Below are 19,829 nucleotides of genomic sequence, written 5' to 3' on the forward strand. Positions count from 1 at the left end.
CGGGCAAGAGCCGGTGCTGTCGGTCTTCAGATTCTGAAGCAAGTCTTGCGTCTTTGTACGACGGACGCAAGACCTCAGCGCCACAACCGCGGCGCGCGTGACGTTGCGTCCTGCACGCCCTTTCGCAGAAATGTCTGTCCCTGTGGCGCCGCAGCCACCATCAGGGGACCGTCTTCGCATGTTCGGACTGTCCGGTGGCAAACATGAAATCTTATTAAGTATCGCGGTGGCCCGCGGCTGCCTATGAATCGCCAACCTGCTGGGCCTTCTTCCGAATCTGTGACAGACGGCCTGTCGAGCGAAGCTGTGTGTAAATGACAGCCAGGAGGCCGATTGTACGGTGGTGGCTATTGGGGATCGGCGCCGCTGGATAAAAGGGAACATGAGATCCACCGGGTTATCTGAGAGCGCGATCTTGTCTTCCTGTGCCGACCGTCTTTCCCGGCTCCGGGCTGCCCATTCACGGCGGCCGATCGCGCCTATGCTGATGCTGCCGTTGCTGTTGTCCGGGTGCATCCTGACCAGTGACCTGCCGGACCCGGCGTTGACGATTCCCGGGGCGTACAAGTCTGCCGGGGCGGACGCCCAGGCGGCCAAGCCGGCGCTGGACTGGTGGCGTGGGTTCCGTTCTGCGGAATTGACCTCGCTGATGGAGGAGGCGCAGACCGTCAACCTCGACATCGCCGCGGCAACGGCGCGGTTCCTGCAGGCCGATGCGCTGGCTCGGCAGGCGGGCGCGCCGCTGTTTCCGGCGCTCAGCGGCAACGGGCAGGCGTCGCATTCGCGCTCGTCGGGCGCCAACACCTCCAGCACCACCATCGGCGGGCGCAAGTTCGAGACGTTTTCGGTATCGCTCAGCGCCAGCTATGAGATCGACTTCTGGGGCAAAAATCGCGCCGCCGCGCTTGCGGCCGACGAAACCGCGATCGCCAGCCGCTTCGATCGCGATGTCGTCGCATTGACGACGCTGACCAGCGTCGCGACGGCCTACTTCCAGGTTCTGCTGGCGCAGGATCGCATCCGCATCGCCAACAACAACATCGCCACCGCACAGCGCATCTACGATGCGATCAAGCAACGCCTCGATGTCGGCACGGCGACCGACCTCGATCTCGCCCAGCAGGAGAGCGCGCTCGCCAATCAGCGCGCCAACCTGCCGCCGTTGCGTCAAAACCTGGCGCAAAATACCAATGCGCTCGCTGTGCTGGTGTCGCGGCCGCCGGAAAGCTTCACGGTGCGCGGCGGCAGCCTGCAGCGGATCGCGTTGCCGCGGGTGACGCCGGGCCTGCCGTCGGAGCTGCTGACACAACGCCCCGATATCCGCCGCACCGAAGCACAACTAGCCTCCGCGACCGCCAATGTCGGTAATGCGCGCGCGCAATTTTTCCCGACCATCCAGCTAACGGCCCAGAGCGGCTATCAGAGCGCTGCGCTGTCGGCGCTGTTCACGCCGCAGGCGGTCTTCTACAGCGCGGCCGCTGGCCTGACGCAGCCGATCTTCGACGGCTTCCGCATCCAGAGCAATTTCGACCTGCAGAAAGCCCGCCAGGACGAACTGGTCCAGACCTATCGCAAGACCGTCATTTCCTCGTTCTCCGACGTGAACAACGCCTTGGTGGCGATCCGTCAGACCAATGAGCAGATCAGGGCGCTGAACCGGGTGGTAACAGCTTCCCGCCGGGCCTTCGATCTGGCCGAACAGCGGCTGCGTGCCGGCACTGCTGACACAACAACTGTGCTAAACACTCAACAAACGTTGTTCCAAGCCGAGGATTCGCTGGCGGTGGCGCGGTTGGCCCGCCTGCAGGCGATCGTCAGTCTCTATCAGGCGCTGGGGGGCGGCTGGGCTTTGACGGCGGAAGGATCGTTGGATGCTATTTAAGCCGGACGCGGACGATGCCGTACAACAAGCCGAGGCGGTTGCGCCGCGCCGTGGGCGTTGGCGCAGCCGCCTCGTTTCAACCGCGCTGATCGTTTTCATCCTCGGCGGGCTTGGCTACGTCGTCTGGACCTCGTTTAAGCGGCCGGCCAACCAGAATGCGATGCCGCGCAACCTGCCGGTGCCGGTGCTTGCGGCAACGCCGCGCGTGCAGGACGTGCCGGTCTATCTGGATGGCGTCGGCACGGTCCGCGCGCTGAACACCGTCACCGTGCGCGCCCAGGTGGATGGCAAGCTGACATCGGTGCTGTTCAAGGAAGGGCAGGATGTCGAGCGCGGCGACGTGTTGGGTGAGATCGACCCGGCGATCTATCAGGCGCAGCTCGATCAGGCACTCGCCAAGAAGGCGCAGGACGAAGCAACGCTTGCCAATGCGCGGCTGGACCTCGTGCGCTATCAGCAGCTCGCCAAATCGAATGCCGGTTCCAAGCAGCAGGCCGATACCCAGCAGGCGCTGGTGGCTCAGCTCGAAGCGCTGGTGCGTTCGGACCAGGCCGCGATCGATAATGCTCAAACCATGCTGAGCTACACCAAGATCACCGCACCATTGGCCGGGCGGGCCGGATTGCGGCTGGTCGATCAGGGCAACATCATTCGCTCCTCGGATGCCAACGGCCTCGTCGTCATCACCCAGCTGAAGCCGATCGCGGTGCAGTTCAGCCTGCCACAGCAGCAGCTCGCTCGCGTCAACGCCGCCTTCGCCAAGGGGCCGCTGCAAGTCGATGTCTTCGGCAACGACGGCCGGACCGTCGTCGAGACCGGTGCGCTCGAAGGCATCGACAACCAGGTCGATCCGGCGACCGGCACCGTCAAGCTGAAGGCCCAGTTCCCAAATCCGCAATTGGTGCTGTGGCCGGGACAATTCGTCAACGTTCGGATCAAGGTCGATACGCTGCACCAGGCCGTCGTCGTGCCGACCGCGGCCGTGCAGCGCGGCCCGAGCGGGACTTATGCGTACGTGATCGGCGCCGACGACACCGTAACGGCAAAGCCGGTCACGGTGACGCAGCAGAACGATACCGACGCCGTGATCGGAACCGGCCTCACGGCGCAAGATCGCGTGGTGACGACGGGCTTTGCCAATCTGGCGGAAGGGGCCAAGGTGATGATCGGCAGCGATCAGAACGCCCCGACGCCCGATCTGGCGCCGCGCCGCAGGCAAGGCGGCAAGAACGGGCCTGGCGGTGGTCAGAAGGGACAAGGGTCCGCGCAGGGGCAGGGTGCCAAGGCGCCGCCTCCGGCCGCCGGCGGCGCGCCGCAGAAGTAACCACGAAGTCTGGCCAAGGGCGCAGATGCGATGAGCGTCTCTGAACCATTTATCCGCAGGCCGATTGCGACCTCGTTGCTCGGCATTGCGCTGATGATCGCCGGCGCCCTCGGCTATTGGGCGCTGCCGGTCTCGTCGCTGCCGCAGGTCGACTTCCCGACGGTGCAGGTGACGACGCGGCTGCCTGGCGCGAGCCCGGACGTCACAGCGTCGCTGATCACTGCGCCGCTGGAACGGCAGCTCGGCCAGATCCCTGCGTTGACGATGATGACGTCGACCAGTTCCTACGGCCTCAGCCAGATTTCGCTGCAATTCGATCTCAACCGCGATATCGATGGCGCGACGCAGGATGTGCAGGCCGCGATCAACGCAGCGGCCGGCGTTCTGCCGCGAACGCTGCCGTATCCGCCGACCTATGCGAAGGTCAATCCGGCGGACGCGCCGGTGATGACGCTCGCGCTGACGTCGGACACAGTGTCGATCCGCAGCATGAGCGACATCGCCGATACGCTGATCGCCCAGCGTCTCAGTCAGATCGCGGGCGTCGGGCGCGTCACCATCCTCGGCAGTTTGAAACCCGCAGTGCGGGTCCAGGCCGATCTCGCGCGGATGGCTGCCTACGGCATCTCGATGGAGGATCTCCGCGCAGTGATCGCCGGCGCCAACGTTTCGGGACCGAAAGGATCGTTGGACGGCGCCCAGCAGGCTTACAGTATCACCGCCAATGATCAGATTACGTCGGCAGATGCCTACAAGCCGATCGTCGTCGCCTACGTCAACAATGCGCCAGTGACGGTCGGCGATATCGCCCAGATCGTTGACGGCCTCGAGAACGACAAGACGGCGGCGACCTATCAGGGCACGCCGGCGGTGGTGCTCGACATCCAGCGCCAGCCGGGCGCCAACGTCATCGACGTGGTCAAGCAGATCAACGCCGAAATTCCGCGCCTGCAACGTTCGCTGCCGGCGGCCGTGAAGGTCACGGTGGTCGCCGACCGCACCAACACCATCCGCGCTTCGGTTCGCGACGTGCAGTTCACGCTGGTTCTCAGCGTGGTCCTCGTCGTCCTCGTGGTTCTGCTGTTCCTGCGCTCGGTGCGGGCGACGATCATCGCTGGTGTCGCGCTGCCGCTGTCGCTAGTCACGAGCTTCGGGGTGATGTGGTTTGCCGGCTTCAGCCTCGACAATCTCTCCTTGATGGCGCTGACGATCGGCACCGGCTTCGTCGTCGACGATGCGATCGTCATGATCGAGAACATCGTCCGCCATATGGAGAAGGGTGAAAGCGCGATGGATGCCGCGCTGAAGGGCGCCAGCGAGATCGGCTTCACCGTGATCTCGCTGACGGTCTCACTGATCGCCGTCTTCATACCGCTTTTGTTCATGACCGGCCTGGTCGGCCGCATGTTCCGCGAATTCGCGCTGACGCTGACGATCGCCGTCATCACCTCCGCCGTCGTGTCGCTGACGCTAACGCCGATGATGTGTTCACGCATCCTGCGCCACGGCGAGCACGACCAGCCATCGGCGCTGCCCGGAATGGCCCTGGTCAGCGGCTGGATCGACTGGACCGTCGAGGCCTATCACCGCTCGCTGCTCTGGGTGCTTGAGCGCCAGCGGGCGACGCTGTGGGTGACGTTCGCGACCATCGTCGCCACGGTCGCTCTTTACGCGGTCGCGCCGAAGGGCTTCCTGCCGCTGCAGGATTCCGGATCGATCGTTGCCATTACCGAAGCAGGACCGGATGTCTCCTTCGCCGAGATGCAGACGCGCCAGAAAGCCGTCGCCGATGCCCTGAAGCAGGACGGCGACGTCGAGGGTGTGGTGTCCGTGGTGGGCGCGGGCCCAGTGAATGCGACGCCGAATACCGGCCGCATCGTCGTGACGTTGAAGCCGCGCAACCAGCGGCATGACCCGATCGACCAGGTGATCGACCGCTTCAAGCAGCATGTTGCTGGCGTGCCCGGCATGCGCGTCTATTTCCAGCCGCTGCAGGACATCCAGATCAGCACGCGGTCCAGCCGCTCGCAATATCAGTACACGCTGACGAGCGCGAACCGGACCGAGCTGATGGAATGGACGGACAAGCTGATCGACGAGTTGCAGAAGGACCCGCTGTTCCGGGATGTCTCGTCCGAGAATCAGGAGGGCGGCCTGCGCGCGGCAATCCGCGTCAACCGCGAGCGGGCGGGGCAGTTGGGCGTCTCGATGCAGGCGGTCAACGACACGCTGAACGATGCGTTTGGACAACGGCAGATTTCAACCATCTACGGACAAGCCAATCAGTACCGCGTGGTACTCGAGGCAATGCCCGAGTTCCAGCGCGATCCCTCGGTGCTGTCGAAGCTGTATGTTCCCGGCGCCGGCGACGCGCAGGTGCCGATCGCCGCTGTCGCGACGATCGAGCGGACCACCGCTCCCCTGGCGCTGTCCAACCAGGCGCAATTCCCGGCGGTGACGTTGAGCTTCAATCTCGCGCCCGATGCCGCGCTCGGGCAGGCGGTGGATGCGGTGGCCCGCGCCGAGCAGCGGATCGGCATGCCGGGATCGATCATCGGCGTCTATTCGGGCGACGCGGCCGAGTTCGCCCGCTCGTTAAGCGGCCAGCCATGGCTGATCCTGGCGGCAATCGTCACGATCTACATCGTCCTCGGCGTGCTGTATGAGAGCTATATCCACCCGATCACGATTCTCTCAACGCTGCCGTCGGCGGGTGTTGGAGCCATTCTCGCGCTGATGCTGGTGGGCGAGGATCTGTCGGTCATCGGCTTGATCGGCATCATTCTCTTGATGGGCATCGTCAAGAAGAACGCGATCATGATGATCGACTTCGCGTTGGAGGCGGAGCGGCATCAGGGCATGGCGCCGGAGGCGGCGATCGTGCAGGCGGCAATCTTGCGTTTCCGCCCGATCATGATGACGACGATGGCGGCGCTGTTTGGTGCGCTGCCGTTGGCGATCGAAAGCGGTACCGGATCGGAGCTGCGGTTTCCGCTCGGCGTCTCGATCATCGGCGGCCTGCTGCTGAGCCAATTGTTGACGCTTTATACGACGCCCGTGATCTACCTCGCGCTTGACCGCTTCAACCGCAGGCTCGAGCCGCGAGTCTCCCCGCTGATCTCCCAGCCACCTGCGTCCGAGGCGCCAGAGGCCAAACCATGAGCTCGTTCTCCGAGCCGTTCATTCTGCGGCCGGTCGGAACGATCCTGCTTGCGATCGGGCTGTTCCTGACCGGTGTGGTCGCGTACCTCGCGCTGCCGGTGGCGAGCGTTCCGAACATCGACTTTCCCGTTATCAGCGTGTCGGCGTCGCGCCCCGGTGCCGATCCGACTGTGATGGCGGCGACCGTTGCCGCGCCGCTGGAGCGGCGGCTGGGCGAAATCTCCGGCATCAATCAAATGACGTCGACGTCGTCGCTCGGCACGACACGAATATCGCTGCAGTTCTCGCTTGGCCGTGACATCGATCGGGCGGCGCGGGACGTGCAGGCGGCGATCAATGCCTCGCTGTCGGACCTGCCGAGCGATCTGCCCTCGCTGCCGCGGTTCTGGAAAGCGAACCCGGCGGCGTCTCCTGTGCTAATCGTCGCGCTGACATCGAAGACGCTGTTGCCGAGCGCGCTCTACGATATCGCCGATACCGTGCTGGTGCAGCGCATCTCACAAATTCGCGGCGTCGGCGAGGTCAACGTCAGCGGCGCGGAACAGCCGGCCGTGCGTATCCGTCTCAATCCGGGCGCACTCGCCAGCGCGGGAATTTCGACCGATGTGGTGCGCCAGGCGATCGTCAACGCGAACTCGATTTCGCCGGTCGGGGCGTTCGAGAACGACCGTCAAAGCGAGACGATTTCGACCAATCGGCAGATGCGCAATGCCGAAGAGTTCAAGGACATCGTCGTGCAGGTGGTCAACGGCAATGTCGTACGCCTGTCCGACATCGCCGATATTGAGGATTCGGTCCGCAACACCCGTTCGGCGGCCTGGTTCAACAAGGAGCCATCGGTCCTTCTGACCATCACCAAGCAGAGCGACGCAAACGTCATCGACACCGTCGATCGCGTCAAGGCGCTGCTGCCCGAAATGAAGCAGTGGATTCCGGCCGGTGTCGAGCTCACGGTCTTTTCCGATCGCACCGAGACGATCCGTGCCAGTGTTCTCGATATGCAATTCACGCTGGTCGCGACCGCGATCCTGGTGATGATGGTGGTGTTCGTCTTCCTGCGGCGGCTGACGCCGACGATCGCGGCAGGCGTGTCGGTGCCGCTGGCGCTGGCCGGCACCTTCGCCGGCATGTGGCTGGCGGGATTTTCCATCAACAATCTGTCGTTGATGGCGTTGGTGATCTCTGTCGGCTTCGTCGTCGACGACGCCATCGTCATGATCGAGAACATGTATCGCAACCTCGAGGAGGGAATGCCGCCGTTCCAGGCCGCGCGGGAAGGAGCGAAGCAGATCGGCTTCACCGTATTCGCCATCAGCTTGTCGCTGATCGCAGCCTTCACGCCGCTGATGTTCATGGAGGGCGTGGTCGGGCGCCTGTTCCGCGAATTTTCCGTGACGCTGGCCTTCGCCATCATCGTCTCCACCGTGGTCTCGCTGACGGTGACGCCGATGATTTGCGCGCATCACATCCGGGAGGGGTTGTCCGACCGGGAGAGCCGGCTCGATCGTCTGGTCGAGGGAATGCTGCAGCCGATCGTCCGCTGGTACGAGGGCACGCTGCGAACCGTATTACGGTTTCCGGTCCTCACCATGCTGATCTTCCTGGCCACCATTGCCGCCACCGTCACGCTCTATGTGAAAGTACAGAAGGGCTATTTCCCGAGCGACGACTCCGGCCTGATCATCGGTGGCACCCGCGCCTCGGCGGACGTGTCGTTCGCCAGCATGCTGACATTGCAGCAGCAGGTCGCCGACATCGTCTTGAGCGATCCCGCCGTCTACGCCCTTGGATCGTCACTCGGCGGCGGCGGTTTCGGCGGCGGTCAGAACCGGGGGCAGATGTTCATCGCGCTGAAGCCGATTGCCGAGCGCGACGGCAACGTCACGACGCAGCAGGTGATCGACCGCCTGCGCCGGAAATTGTTCCCGCTGCCGGGGATGCGCTTGTTCATGTTCGCGGCGCAGGACGTACGCACAGGCGCGCGCCAGAGCGATTCCGATTATCAATTCTCGCTGGTCTCACCGGATCTCGACCTGCTGCAGAAGTGGGCGCCGATCGTCGCCAAGCGGCTGGAGACGGTGGAAGGCATCACCGATGTCTCCAGCGACCGCGATCCGGGCGGATTGCAACTGTCGCTGAAGATCGACCGGCAGGCCGCATCGAGCCTCGGCGTGCGCGTGCAGGACATCGACAATGCTCTGAATAATGCCTTTGCGCAGCGGCAGATTTCCACCATCTACACCCAGCGCAACCAGTATCGGGTGGTGCTCGAAGTCGATCCGGATCTGCAGCGCGATCCGTCCAACCTTGAGCGCATCTACGTTGCAGGCGCCAACGGCGCGCAGGTGCCACTGTCGGCCGTGGTACGCTACGAACGGGCGCTCTCGCCGCTGGCGGTCTATCATCAGGGCCAGTTTCCGACGGTGACCGTCTCGTTTGCCACCGAGACCGACGTGCCGCTGCAGACGGCGACACAAAACATCCTGCAGGCGGTCGCCGAACTGCATATGCCGGAGGGTATCCGGGCAGGGTTCGAAGGCAATGCGCGCGATTTCGGCTCAGCCTCTGCGCGACAGCCGCTTCTGATCCTTGGCGCACTGATCGCGGTCTATATCGTTCTCGGCGTGCTCTACGAGAGCCTGCTGCATCCGTTGACGATCATCTCGACGTTGCCCTCGGCAGGCCTCGGCGCGCTGCTGGCGCTGCAGATCACCAACACGCAGCTGACGGTGATCGCCTTCATCGGCATTATCCTGCTGATCGGCATCGTCAAGAAGAACGGCATCATGATCGTCGATTTCGCCCTTGAAGGCGAACGCAAGCGCGGTCTCGATCCAGCCACCGCGATCCTGGAAGCAAGCGTGGTTCGCTTCCGGCCGATCCTGATGACGACCATGGCCGCATTGCTGGCGGCAGTGCCGCTCGTCGTCGCGACCGGCCCCGGCACCGAACTACGCCGGCCGTTGGGCATTACGATCATCGGCGGCCTGATCGTTTCGCAAATCCTCACGCTCTACACGACGCCGGTCGTCTACCTGCTGATGGACCGATTGAAACGCCGGCGCAGCGGTCGGCCGCAGCCCCAGATCGCGCCCGCCGAGTAGGAGGTCGGGAACCTTGCGGTTCCATGGGCGTTTGTCCGGTTATGGACGCGCCCAACAAGTTACCGCCCGGTCAGCCTGTCACCGAAAGCGGAGAAAAGCTGCCCGACCCGCCGCCTGAATTCTCCCAACCACCTGACCCCACCGATATCGAGTCGCGCGAGGCATTCGAACAGCTCCGCCGCCGCTATCTGCTCGGACGATTCTGGCTGAGCGCGAAGGGTTTCTGGGGCCGCAACGGCGCGCCTCTGGCGTGGGTGTTGAGCGGCGGGCTGCTGCTTCTGATCGTGGTCAATCTTTGCATTCAGTATGGCATCAACGTCTGGAACCGGCACATCTTCGATGCGCTCGAGAAGAAAGACTCGGCCACGGTCTTCCACCTGATCGCGATCTTCGTGCCGCTGGCGGCGGGAAGCATCGCGCTGAGCGTCGCACTGGTGTATGCGCGCATGACCATCCAACGCCGGTGGCGGGCCTGGCTCAACACCGCAGTGGTTGATCGATGGCTGACGAGCGGGCGTTACTACCAGCTCAATCTTGTCAGCGGCGATCACAAGAATCCCGAATTCCGAATTGCTGACGATCTTCGCGTCGCGACCGACGCGCCGGTCGATTTCGCCGCGGGCGTTACCTCGGCATTCCTGTCGGCGACGACGTTCATCGTCGTGCTCTGGACCATCGGTGGCGCGCTGACGCTGACGATCGGCGGCAGCACGGTTACCGTGCCGGGCTTCCTGGTCATCGCCGCAGTGCTCTATGCGGCGGTCGCCAGCACGGCGATGTTGTGGATCGGCAAGAACTTCGTCGTCGTCTCGGAGGATAAAAACCAGGCGGAGGCCGAGTACCGGTACGCGCTGACGCGCATCCGCGAGAACGGTGAGAGCATCGCCTTGCTCGGCGGCGAAGACGAGGAGCGTGCGGGAATCGATCGGTCATTCGGCAGTGTGCTGAGGCAGTGGGCCAGGATCTGCGGACAGCACATGCGCACGACGATCGTTTCGCAAGGCTCCAGCGTCATCGCGCCTGCCATTCCCATCCTGCTTGCGGCACCGAAGTATCTCGACGGCAGCATGACGCTTGGCCAGGTGATGCAGGCGGCTTCCGCCTTTACCATCGTGCAGAGCGCGTTTGGCTGGCTAGTGGACAATTATCCGCGTCTTGCGGAATGGACCGCCGGTGCCCGGCGCATTGCATCGCTGATGGTCTCGCTCGACGCGCTGGAGCGGGCGGAGTCAGGCGAGGGGACCGGACGCATCGAGCGCGGCGAGACCGAATACGCGCTGCGCCTCAACGATCTTTCAGTCACGCTCGACGACGGGACCGCGGTGGTCAACGAGGCCGAGGTTGCGATCGAGCCCGGCGAGCGTGTGCTGGTGGCGGGCGAGTCCGGCACCGGCAAGAGCACGCTGGTTCGCGCCATTGCCGGTCTCTGGCCCTGGGGCGACGGCAGCGTCGAATTTCAGAAGAACGGCCGCGTCTTCATGCTGCCGCAGAAGCCTTATGTGCCCGCGGGGACATTGCGGCGCGCGGTCACGTATCCGGCGCCGGCTGAGGATTGGGACGAGCAGCAGGTCGGCGAAGCGCTCGAGAAGGTCGGGCTTGGCCATCTGAAGGAGCGGATCGAGGAGGAGGCTCCCTGGGATCAGACGTTGTCAGGCGGCGAAAAGCAGCGGCTCGCTTTCGCCCGGCTGCTGTTGCATCAGCCGGATATCATCGTCCTCGACGAGGCAACGTCTGCGCTCGATCCGCCGAGCCAGGACGCGATCATGACGCTGATCAATCAGGAGCTGAAGCAGGCGACCGTGGTCAGCGTGGCACATCGGCCGGAGCTCGAAGCCTTCCACAGCCGCAAGATCATTCTCGAACGCCGCAAAGATGGAGCTCGGCTGGTCAGCGACATCGATCTGATCAAACGGCCTGGCCGGCGGCGGCTGATCAATCGCTGGCTGCGGCGGCCTCCGCCGCGGCGTGAAGCCACCGGTCAGGCAAACGACAAGCGTCAGCGCGCCTGAGGGGCGTCACCACGCGTCGACGTAGCGCCGCGGCCCGCTGTCGCGCCGGGTCGGGCAGGCGTTCAGCCCCTGCACGAGCCAGCGCCGCGTATCGGCGGGGTCGATCACTGCATCGACGCGCAGGTATGTCGCGTGCTCAACCGCCTTGCCGTCGGCGTAAAGCCGCGCGAGCTGCGTGTCGTAGATGGCGCGACGTTTCACCGGGTCCGGCTCGGCGTTCATCTCGTTGCGGTAGGCGAGATTGACGGCACCCTCCAGGCCCATGCCGCCGAATTCGCCGGTCGGCCAGGACACGGTGAACATCGGGTCTTCCATCGAGCCCGCGGTCATGGCGATGCCGCCGAGCCCATAGCATTTGCGCAGCACCACGCTGAACAGCGGTACGCCGAGTTTGCGGGCGGCGATGAAGAGACGCGACGTCTTGCGCACCGCCGCCTGCGCCTCGCTTTCCAGACCCACCATGAATCCCGGATTGTCGACGAGGCTCAGCACCGGAATGTTGAAGCCGTCGCACAGCTGCAGGAAGCGAGCCGCCTTATCAGAGCCATCGCAGTCGATGGCGCCGCCGAGAAAGCGATTGTCGTTGGCCATCACGCCGACGGGACGTCCTTCGATGCGAATGAAGCCGGTGATCAGGCCGACTGCGAAATCCTTGCGCAGTTCCAGGAACGTTCCTGTATCGGCGAGCGTCTCGATCACCGGCCGCACGTCGTAGACACGCAGGCGGTTCTCCGGCACGCATCGGCGCAACAGCCGCTGGTCGGCGCAGGTCCATTCCGTCAGACGGCCTTGGAAATATCCCAGCGCCTGCTTGGCGATACGCGTCGCGTCGGCCTCGTCCTCGGCCACGATATCGACGACGCCGTTAGCCTTTTGCACGCGCAGAGGGCCGATCTCGGTGGGCTTGAACACGCCCATGCCGCCGCCCTCAATCATCGCAGGGCCCGCCATGCCGATGTTGGAGTCCTTGGTCGCGATCAGGATCTCCGACATGCCGGCGATCGATGCATTGCCGGCGAAGCAGTAGCGAGACACGACGGCGATCTTCGGGACCTCGCCGGACAACCGTGCATAAGCTGAAAAGCTATGCGTGCCGCCGAACCGTCCCGGCTGTTCGCCGGGTCGTCCGCCGCCACCTTCGCAGAACCAGACGATCGGCAGCTTCTGCTCGTAGGCGATGTTGAGGATGCGGTCGGTCTTTAGGTGATTGACGTTGCCCTGGGTACCCGCGAACACCGTATAATCATAGGAGACGGCCACGCAGGCAGCCTTCTCGGGAGCAAACAGCGCACCGTTGACGCTGCCGACGCCACAGATCATGCCATCGGCCGGACTCATCGCTTTCAATTCGTCCAGTGTGCGGCGGTGCCGCTGGTTGGCCAATGCAAACGCGCCGTATTCGATGAACGACCCGGGATCGACCAGATCGTCGATGTTCTCCCGCGCGGTCCGTTGATTGGTCTTGCGGCGGATGGCGACCGCTTGCGGCCGCGCTTCGTCGCGGGTGATGCGCCAGCGCTCGAGGACTTCCGCCAGATCCGGTCGGATATAATCGAGATCGACATCCTCGCCGGCGGTGGTGTCCGCGCCGCTGACGTCCTCGGGAGCGATGAACACCAACGGCTGGTCCGTCAACACCACGTCGCCGGTCGTCGCGCTGATCTTGACCACGCGTCCCGATTCCGTTGCCGTGACGACATGCTCCATTTTCATTGCTTCAAGGATCAGGAGCTGCTGACCGGCTCGGACCAGGTCGCCTACTTTGACGTCGACCGGACCGACCGTCGATTGCAGCGGGGCCACGACGGCAACCGCGCCCTCGACCGTCTCGACCGGTTGCGACACTGCCGCCGCAGCGTCGCCGTCGACCGCGCGGGATGGCAGAGTCTTGGCGACATCGAGCAGTTCGGCCGTGTTGCTCTCGATGAATCGGGTCGTTGCCGTGCCGTCGATCACCGCCGGGTTGACGAGGATCGCCCGCAGCAGGCCGGCATTGGTATCGACGCCGACAATGCGGAATTCAGCCAAGGCGCGGTTGGTGCGCGCGCAGGCTTCCGGGAACGTCGCGCCACGGGCAATCACCTTGGCGAGCAGGGAGTCGTAGTTCGGACTGGTCGTATAGCCGGAATAGCCATAGCCATCGACGCGAAGGCCGGGGCCGGTCGGCGGCTCGTAGGTCACGATGACGCCGCCCGACGGCAGCACTTTGCCATCCGCCGACAGCTTCTCCAGGCAGACGCGAGCCTGCACGGCAAAGCCGCGCGCCGGCGGCGTTTGCGTCAGGCCAAACGCAGACAGCGTCTTGCCTGCTGCAAGTTCAAACTGCGTGCGAACGAGATCAACCCCCGTCACCTCTTCAGTAATCGTGTGCTCCACTTGCAAACGGGCATTGGTCTCGATGAACGCGAAGTCGCCGCTCGCGGCATCCAGCAGGAACTCCACCGTGCCGACGCTGCGATAGGCGACCGCCTCACACAGCTTGACCGACGCGGCATGCAGCTGCTTCCGCACGGCCTCGTCGAGGTTCGGAGCAGGCGCAATCTCGACAATCTTCTGGTTGCGCCGCTGCAGGCTGCAATCGCGCTCGCCGACGGCCACTACATGGCTGCCGTCACCTGCGACCTGCACCTCGATATGCCGCGCCTTCTCGATCAGTCGTTCCGCATAGACCGCGTTGTTGCCGAACGCCGCCTGTGCCTCGCGCTGGCAGGCCGCGAACGCAGCCTCGATCTCGCCGGCGTCGCGGACGATGCGCATGCCGCGGCCGCCGCCGCCGGCGATCGCCTTGATCATCATCGCCGCGCCCTTCGGCAGCCCGCCGAAGAACGCCTTGATGTGATCGAGATCGGCGACGCCGCCGGTGCCGGTGACGATCGGTATACCGACGGCCTCGGCTAGCGTCCGTGCCTTGCCCTTATCACCAAAAGTTTCCAGCACCTCCGGCGATGGGCCGATGAAGACGAGGCCTGCATCCACGCAGGCGCGGGCGAAGGCGGCGTTCTCGCTGAGGAAGCCGTAGCCTGGATGCACACAGTCGCAGCCGCTATCCTTCGCGGCCTTTACCACAGCGGCGATATCGAGATAGGCCCGCGCGCCTGAACCCGGCAGCAACACGGCCTGATCGGCGCCACGCACATGCGCCGACTTGACGTCGTCCTGTGGGTAGACCGCCACGGTCGCGATGCCGAGATCGGCGGCGGTGCGGGCGATGCGGATCGCAATCTCGCCGCGGTTGGCGATCAGAACGCGTGCAAACATCTCGTTTCTCATCCCTTCTTTCGCGCCGGTCCGCGATGACCGAACGTGCTGCCGGCACAGCTTGCCGGTTCTTCCGATCAGGGAAGATGCCGCAAGATGCTGCTGCGGGAGAAGGGGGCCAGACGAATACGGCCGCGCGCGGCGCGCAAGGCGAATGCGCTTGCCTTGACCGCGCGCTTACGTGTTGCTGTCGCTGCTGCGCGTCAAGTCTTTGACCAAATCGGACAGGGCTGGACGCGGCAGTGTCGAGAACGGAAGCGGGCGGATCACGTCCACGGCGGCAAGGCCGAGCCGCGCCGTCAGGAAGCCGTTCAGAATGCCTTCGCCGAGCTTGGACGATAGCCGCGCGGCGAGGCCATGCCCTAGCACCTGCGATATCAGGCTGTCACCGATGGCGACGCTGCCGGTAACGGCGAGATGGGTGATGGCCTGACGGAACAGCCGGACCAGACCGAGCCAGCCGGGGCGACCGCCATAGAGCCTGGCGATCTGCCTGATCAGGCGCAAAGTGGACACGAGTACGAACAGCATGTCGACGGCCGCGCGCGGGCTGACGGCCGTGACGACCGAGACCCGCTGCGCCGCCTGCGAGATCAGGCGCCGCGCTTCGTCGTCGAGCGGCGCCATCAACTCACGTTCGGCAAGACGGATCAGATCGGCGCCGTCGATGATATCGCCGACATGGCTGGTGAGGGCGGTCCGGCCGCGGGCGAGCTTCGGATTCTCCTGTGCGAGCTTCAAGAGGTCCGCGACTACGGCACGCGCCTCGTCACGATCATCGTTGGCAAGCACGGCCGCTGCGCGGGTGTGCAGTTTCTCGATCGCCGCAAGCCGGAATAGTGCGAACAGTTCCCGTCCGACGATGATCAGTAGGGCGAATGCCGCGAGACCCGCAAGCACGGCGCCGATGATGCCGAGCGCCTGCGAGCGCGCGAACAGGTCCTCGATCATGCGCGTAACGGCAAGGCCCGCCGCGAGCGAGACGAAACCGGTGAGCGCCGACCAGAACAGCGTGCCCCAGCGAAATCCCCTTCGCGCTGGCGGCAGTGCATCGACCGGGACCGGCGCTGCGAAGACATCAACCTCCGGCTGCACGCGCACGCTCTTCGGGGACGACAGCGGCGGCGCATTGTCCGCAGGCGAAGCGGTCACGATCACGCCCGGATCGTCCAGCCGGAAGGCCGCTGGCTTGCGCCGCTCGTTGTCAGCACTCATTCGAGCTTGTCTCCGATCAGGAATTGCAACGCGCGATCCATCCGGATGTGCGGGAAGGCAGGCTCGCCGTCAGGCCCGCGTTCGAGCGGCGGCGGCCGGAAGCGCAGGAAGCGATAGTCTGCGTCGTCATGCCCAGTGTGCGACAGTCCCTTGAAGGCGCTGCCTGGCGCGAACAGGGCGGCCGGATCGTCGGGAAGATCGCCGGGGAATGTGGCCACCTCGGTCTTGCCGTCGAACACCGTGCCGTTCGAGGTCTCGCCAGCGGCGGGCGTGCCGATGATCGAGGGCAGGTCCTCACGGCCGCGCTGCACCCGCGCCTCGCGCGTGGCGCGGATCGCCGCCAGCGCCACCACGTCGATGGCCGCACCGGCGGATTGCGAGCGCTCGGTCGCCTGCCTCACCATATGCGCGACGATCGCCTCCATCCGGTCGTGATTGAGGTGATGCAGATGATCCGCCTTGGTGGCCGCAAACAGGATCCGGTCGATGCGCGGCCGGAACAGCGCGCTCAGAAACGAACGTTGGCCGACGCGAAAGCAGTCGTGGATCGCATTCAGCGCCGCCTGCAGATCATGCAGCGCGTCGGGACCAGCATTGAGCGCTCCCAGCGCATCCACCAGCACGATCTGCCGGTCGAGCCTTGCAAAGTGATCGCGGAAAAACGGTCGGACGAGGGCGGAGACATACGCGTCGTAGCGCCGTTGCATCATCGCCCAGAGTGAGCCCGATGGCGCGGAGCCGTCCACCGGGACATCGAGCGGGGCAAACGTCAGCGCAGGCGAGCCGGCAACGCTGCCGGGCAGGAGAAAGCGGCCCGGCGGCAAGAGGCTCATTGCATACTGTTCGTCGCGGCAGGCCTTGAGATAGGCGGTGAACAGCTTTGCCGCCGTGAGTGTGGCTTGCTCGTCGGCGGGGCCGGTCGGCGTCAGCGTTGCCAGATGCGCGTGCCAGTCGGCGGCGATCCGCTTGCGCGGGCCTTCGCGCGACAGCGCCAGGCTTTCCGCCGACCATTGCTCGTAGTTCTTGTCGAGCAGCGGCAGGTCGAGCAGCCACTCGCCGGGATAGTCAGAGATATCCAGTGTCAGCGTTCGCATCGCGCCGCTCCGCCGCTGATAGTCGATCACGAGCCGCAACTCGCTGATATCGACGGTGGAGGCGGGCCAGCGGCGCTCCTCGATCAGGGCCGCGAGATGGTTCTCGTAGTCGAAGCGGGGGATGGTGTCGTCCGGCTGCGGCTCTAGCCGTGTGCTGCCGATCCGGCCGCTCGACAGCGCCTCGAACACGGGAAAGCGGCCGCCGCGCAGCAGGCCATGCACCAGCGCGGTGATGAACACGGTCTTACCGGCGCGCGACAGGCCGGTGACGCCAAGGCGGACGGTCGGATTGATCAGGCTGCCGCTGTAGTCGAGCAGCGCGCTGGCGGCGAGTTTGGTTTCCTCGATCAGGTCGGACAGGCCTGGCGGCATCAAAATCTCAGTTCCACGGGCGCGACAGAGTCGCAGGATTCGGAGAACATAGGCGCTCCCGGGTTCCGGCGCTAACGGCGCTGCCGCTCACAGGACCCTACCGGCGGATACAATCTGCGGAGCCGTGGGTCTGCCGCAACAGCTGGACGCCACCGGCACTCTTGGTACACATCTCGACGTCATTGGCACGGGCCGGCACCGTGTGGGCGCAAATGATCTGCGCCTCGCCGCCCCAGAGCGGGGTTGCGAACTGGCAGGCGACCAGGCACGACCGCGCGACCCGTGCCGGATTGCTGACGGTGATCCGCACCGAGCCGCCGTCTTCCTGGATCGTGCATGTGAATGGGACCGACTCGGCTTCGGCGGTCGCGGGCAGGAAGCCCGAGGCCGGAATCGCGCCCAGCATGGCCATCGCCAGCACGAAGCATCGGAAGCGGAACATGGGCGAACTCCATGCAGGATTCGCAGTGACCGGCTGACACCGGCCAGCGGGCTCACATCGAACCGGGCAAGTATAGGCGCTTGCCTTTGGAATTGCAGCCGAATCGCGTTTCAGAATTTTTCAGGATGCCGGCTGAGGGTTGTTGCGTAAGTCTCTGACACCTTGTAACAACTCTGCTTCCGTGGGGCCACGTGGCGGAGTGGTTACGCAGCGGTCTGCAAAACCGTTTACACCAGTTCAATTCTGGTCGTGGCCTCCATTTTTCCTTCCTCTTTGTTGTTTGCATAGGCTTTTTTGGACATTTCGTCCTTTGCAATCCTCGGGCGCTTTGTTATACGCGGCGCATTGCTGAGGCTGCTTCGCACCGTTCCCCGGTAGCTCAGTGGTAGAGCAACCGGCTGTTAACCGGTTGGTCGCTGGTTCGAATCCGGCCCGGGGAGCCACTCAAGCGCGATTATTCGTGCGCAGCCATTCGAGCTCCACCCTCCAAATGCAATTGTCGAAATGCAATTGTCGGGTCCGCATCTTCAAGCGTGATCACTCGCGCGATCCGCATCGTTGAAGCTGAAGTTGTAGCGACTGTCCGACAGGACGTAGGTAGGCTTTCCCGTCGTCCACAATCGGCTTTCAATGCGGCCGCTCTGTCCGGGAATCTGTCCCTCGCAACTGGCGATATGTCGGAAGTGATCGAACGGCGCAGCGCTTCGCAGCATGAAAATACTCCTAGTCGATCGAATTCGTTTGCGAAGGCCACACAGAGTGCACCTGTGCGTGATCAGCATGACTGACGGTCGGCAAGGCTGTCGCAAACATCATGTCGAGCAATGAAGTTCCATGTTCAATTGCGTATCTGGTCTGACGACGCTGATCATCGCGAGGTGCTACTCGCACCTGCGCAAGCTACGGCTGCAATTATCGGCGAAGTGGAATGGTCTGATATCGAACAATCGATCACAAGACGATGAGTGCGCCACTTCGCCACAACTTCAATGCGGGAAGGCGACTCTAAAACACCCGCGCGAAACGGAATCGCTCGCACTCTTCCACACATTGATCGAGTGCATCGGCGAAACAAAACGGTGAAACCGTGGAGACAAGTGAATGCTCAAGGTGAACAACGCAGCGACAGATTTCCAAACCTCGAGCATTGTTCGGAATATGATTTTGGCGACACTGCCGGAAGTCGAGTTCGAACAGCTTCGGCCGTTTCTGACGCCGGTGGAGTTGAAGCGGAATTCGGTGATCTATGACGCCAACAAGCCGGTCGATGCGGTCTACTTCGTTGAGAGCGGCGTGATCTCGCGCGTGGCCCGCACGCAGCAGGACGGGCCGGTGGAAGTCGCGATGGTCGGCCACTTCGGCTTTGTCGGTGTGTCGGTCGTGCTCGGCACCAACTGCGCGCTTCAGCGCACGATCGTGCAGATTCCGGGCACAGCGCTACGCATCGAGGCGAGCGATCTGCAGCGGATCATGCAGGAGACGCCGTCGATCAAGGATCATCTGCTGCGCTATGTGCAGCTCCTGATGACGCTGAAGGCGCAGGTCTCGTTCTGCAATGCCAAGCACGAGATCGACAAGCGCGTCGCGCGCTGGTTGCTCGCGGCGCAGGATCGAATCGGCGAAGATGAGCTGCCGGTCACGCACAGCCTTGTCGCATCGATGCTCGGCGTGCGCCGTCCCGGCGTCTCCGAGGCGCTGGCTCAACTGGAGGGCCGTGGCGTTCTGGAGCGGCAGCGCGGCTCACTGCGGATCGTCAGCACCGCAGCGCTGCGCGAGCATGCCTGCGAGTGTCACAAGATCATCGACGACAGATTTTCCATGCTGCGTGAGCTGCCGCGTTTCGAGCATCATCTGCAGCGTCGATAAGCGCGCTGCGGCGGCGGGGTCTAACGCCAACCATTCTTCACGCAACATATCTGGACGAACGGGCCGGTGAGGGAGACCTCATCGGCCGTTTGCTTTCGGCC

11 protein-coding genes and 2 tRNA genes are annotated in these 19,829 nt (G+C 64.2%); 8 read left to right on the forward strand and 5 right to left on the reverse strand.

What is annotated here, in order from left to right; translation table 11 throughout:
- The first annotated feature begins 481 nt into the window (after positions 1-481).
- From X566_RS19670 to X566_RS19690, 5 genes are read left to right on the forward strand one after another with little or no spacing between them, the layout of a single operon-like run.
- Positions 482-1,882, forward strand: a complete 1,401-nt coding sequence (locus tag X566_RS19670; RefSeq protein WP_051444370.1) for an efflux transporter outer membrane subunit — start codon at positions 482-484, stop codon at positions 1,880-1,882.
- The gene (locus X566_RS19675; protein ID WP_034470787.1) at positions 1,872-3,206 is read left to right on the forward strand and encodes an efflux RND transporter periplasmic adaptor subunit; all 1,335 of its coding nucleotides are present in this window, start codon (positions 1,872-1,874) and stop codon (positions 3,204-3,206) included. Before X566_RS19670 ends, X566_RS19675 begins: the two co-directional genes overlap by 11 nt.
- A 30-nt stretch (positions 3,207-3,236) precedes the next feature.
- On the forward strand, positions 3,237-6,368 hold the full coding sequence (locus X566_RS19680) for an efflux RND transporter permease subunit (RefSeq protein ID WP_034470789.1): 3,132 nt from the start codon (positions 3,237-3,239) through the stop codon (positions 6,366-6,368).
- Positions 6,365-9,472: an efflux RND transporter permease subunit gene (locus X566_RS19685; protein WP_034470791.1), complete on the forward strand. Its 3,108-nt coding sequence runs from the start codon at positions 6,365-6,367 to the stop codon at positions 9,470-9,472. Before X566_RS19680 ends, X566_RS19685 begins: the two co-directional genes overlap by 4 nt.
- A gap of 41 nt (positions 9,473-9,513) precedes the next feature.
- Entirely contained in the window at positions 9,514-11,481 is a 1,968-nt protein-coding gene (locus X566_RS19690; RefSeq protein WP_051444371.1) for an ABC transporter ATP-binding protein/permease, read from the forward strand.
- Positions 11,482-11,487: 6 nt separating this feature from the next.
- Here the strand turns inward: X566_RS19690 and X566_RS19695 are convergent, their stop codons facing one another.
- From X566_RS19695 to X566_RS19710, 4 genes are all read right to left on the reverse strand, one after another.
- Positions 11,488-14,739, reverse strand: coding sequence for a carboxyl transferase domain-containing protein (locus X566_RS19695; RefSeq protein ID WP_034472525.1), 3,252 nt, complete (start codon positions 14,737-14,739; stop codon positions 11,488-11,490).
- A 177-nt stretch (positions 14,740-14,916) separates the two neighbouring features.
- Positions 14,917-15,954, reverse strand: coding sequence for a YcjF family protein (locus X566_RS19700; protein ID WP_034470793.1), 1,038 nt, complete (start codon positions 15,952-15,954; stop codon positions 14,917-14,919).
- Complete coding sequence (locus X566_RS19705) at positions 15,951-17,420, reverse strand: YcjX family protein (protein ID WP_034470795.1); 1,470 nt, start codon at positions 17,418-17,420, stop codon at positions 15,951-15,953. The genes X566_RS19700 and X566_RS19705 overlap by 4 nt, the downstream gene beginning before the upstream one ends.
- A gap of 97 nt (positions 17,421-17,517) precedes the next feature.
- Entirely contained in the window at positions 17,518-17,862 is a 345-nt protein-coding gene (locus X566_RS19710; protein ID WP_051444372.1) for a hypothetical protein, read from the reverse strand.
- A 185-nt stretch (positions 17,863-18,047) separates the two neighbouring features.
- Here X566_RS19710 and X566_RS19715 point away from each other — a divergent pair.
- A tRNA-Cys gene (locus X566_RS19715) sits at positions 18,048-18,121 on the forward strand.
- Between the two features lie 109 nt (positions 18,122-18,230).
- Positions 18,231-18,305: transfer RNA gene (locus X566_RS19720), tRNA-Asn, on the forward strand.
- Between the two features lie 84 nt (positions 18,306-18,389).
- Here the strand turns inward: X566_RS19720 and X566_RS24830 are convergent.
- Complete coding sequence (locus X566_RS24830; RefSeq protein WP_152539996.1) at positions 18,390-18,575, reverse strand: hypothetical protein; 186 nt, start codon at positions 18,573-18,575, stop codon at positions 18,390-18,392.
- A gap of 445 nt (positions 18,576-19,020) precedes the next feature.
- Here X566_RS24830 and X566_RS19725 point away from each other — a divergent pair, with 445 nt between their 5' ends.
- Entirely contained in the window at positions 19,021-19,728 is a 708-nt protein-coding gene (locus X566_RS19725) for a Crp/Fnr family transcriptional regulator (protein WP_160170498.1), read from the forward strand.
- The last annotated feature ends 101 nt before the right edge of the window (positions 19,729-19,829 follow it).

It is taken from the genome of Afipia sp. P52-10 (assembly GCF_000516555.1).
GTDB lineage: Bacteria > Pseudomonadota > Alphaproteobacteria > Rhizobiales > Xanthobacteraceae > P52-10.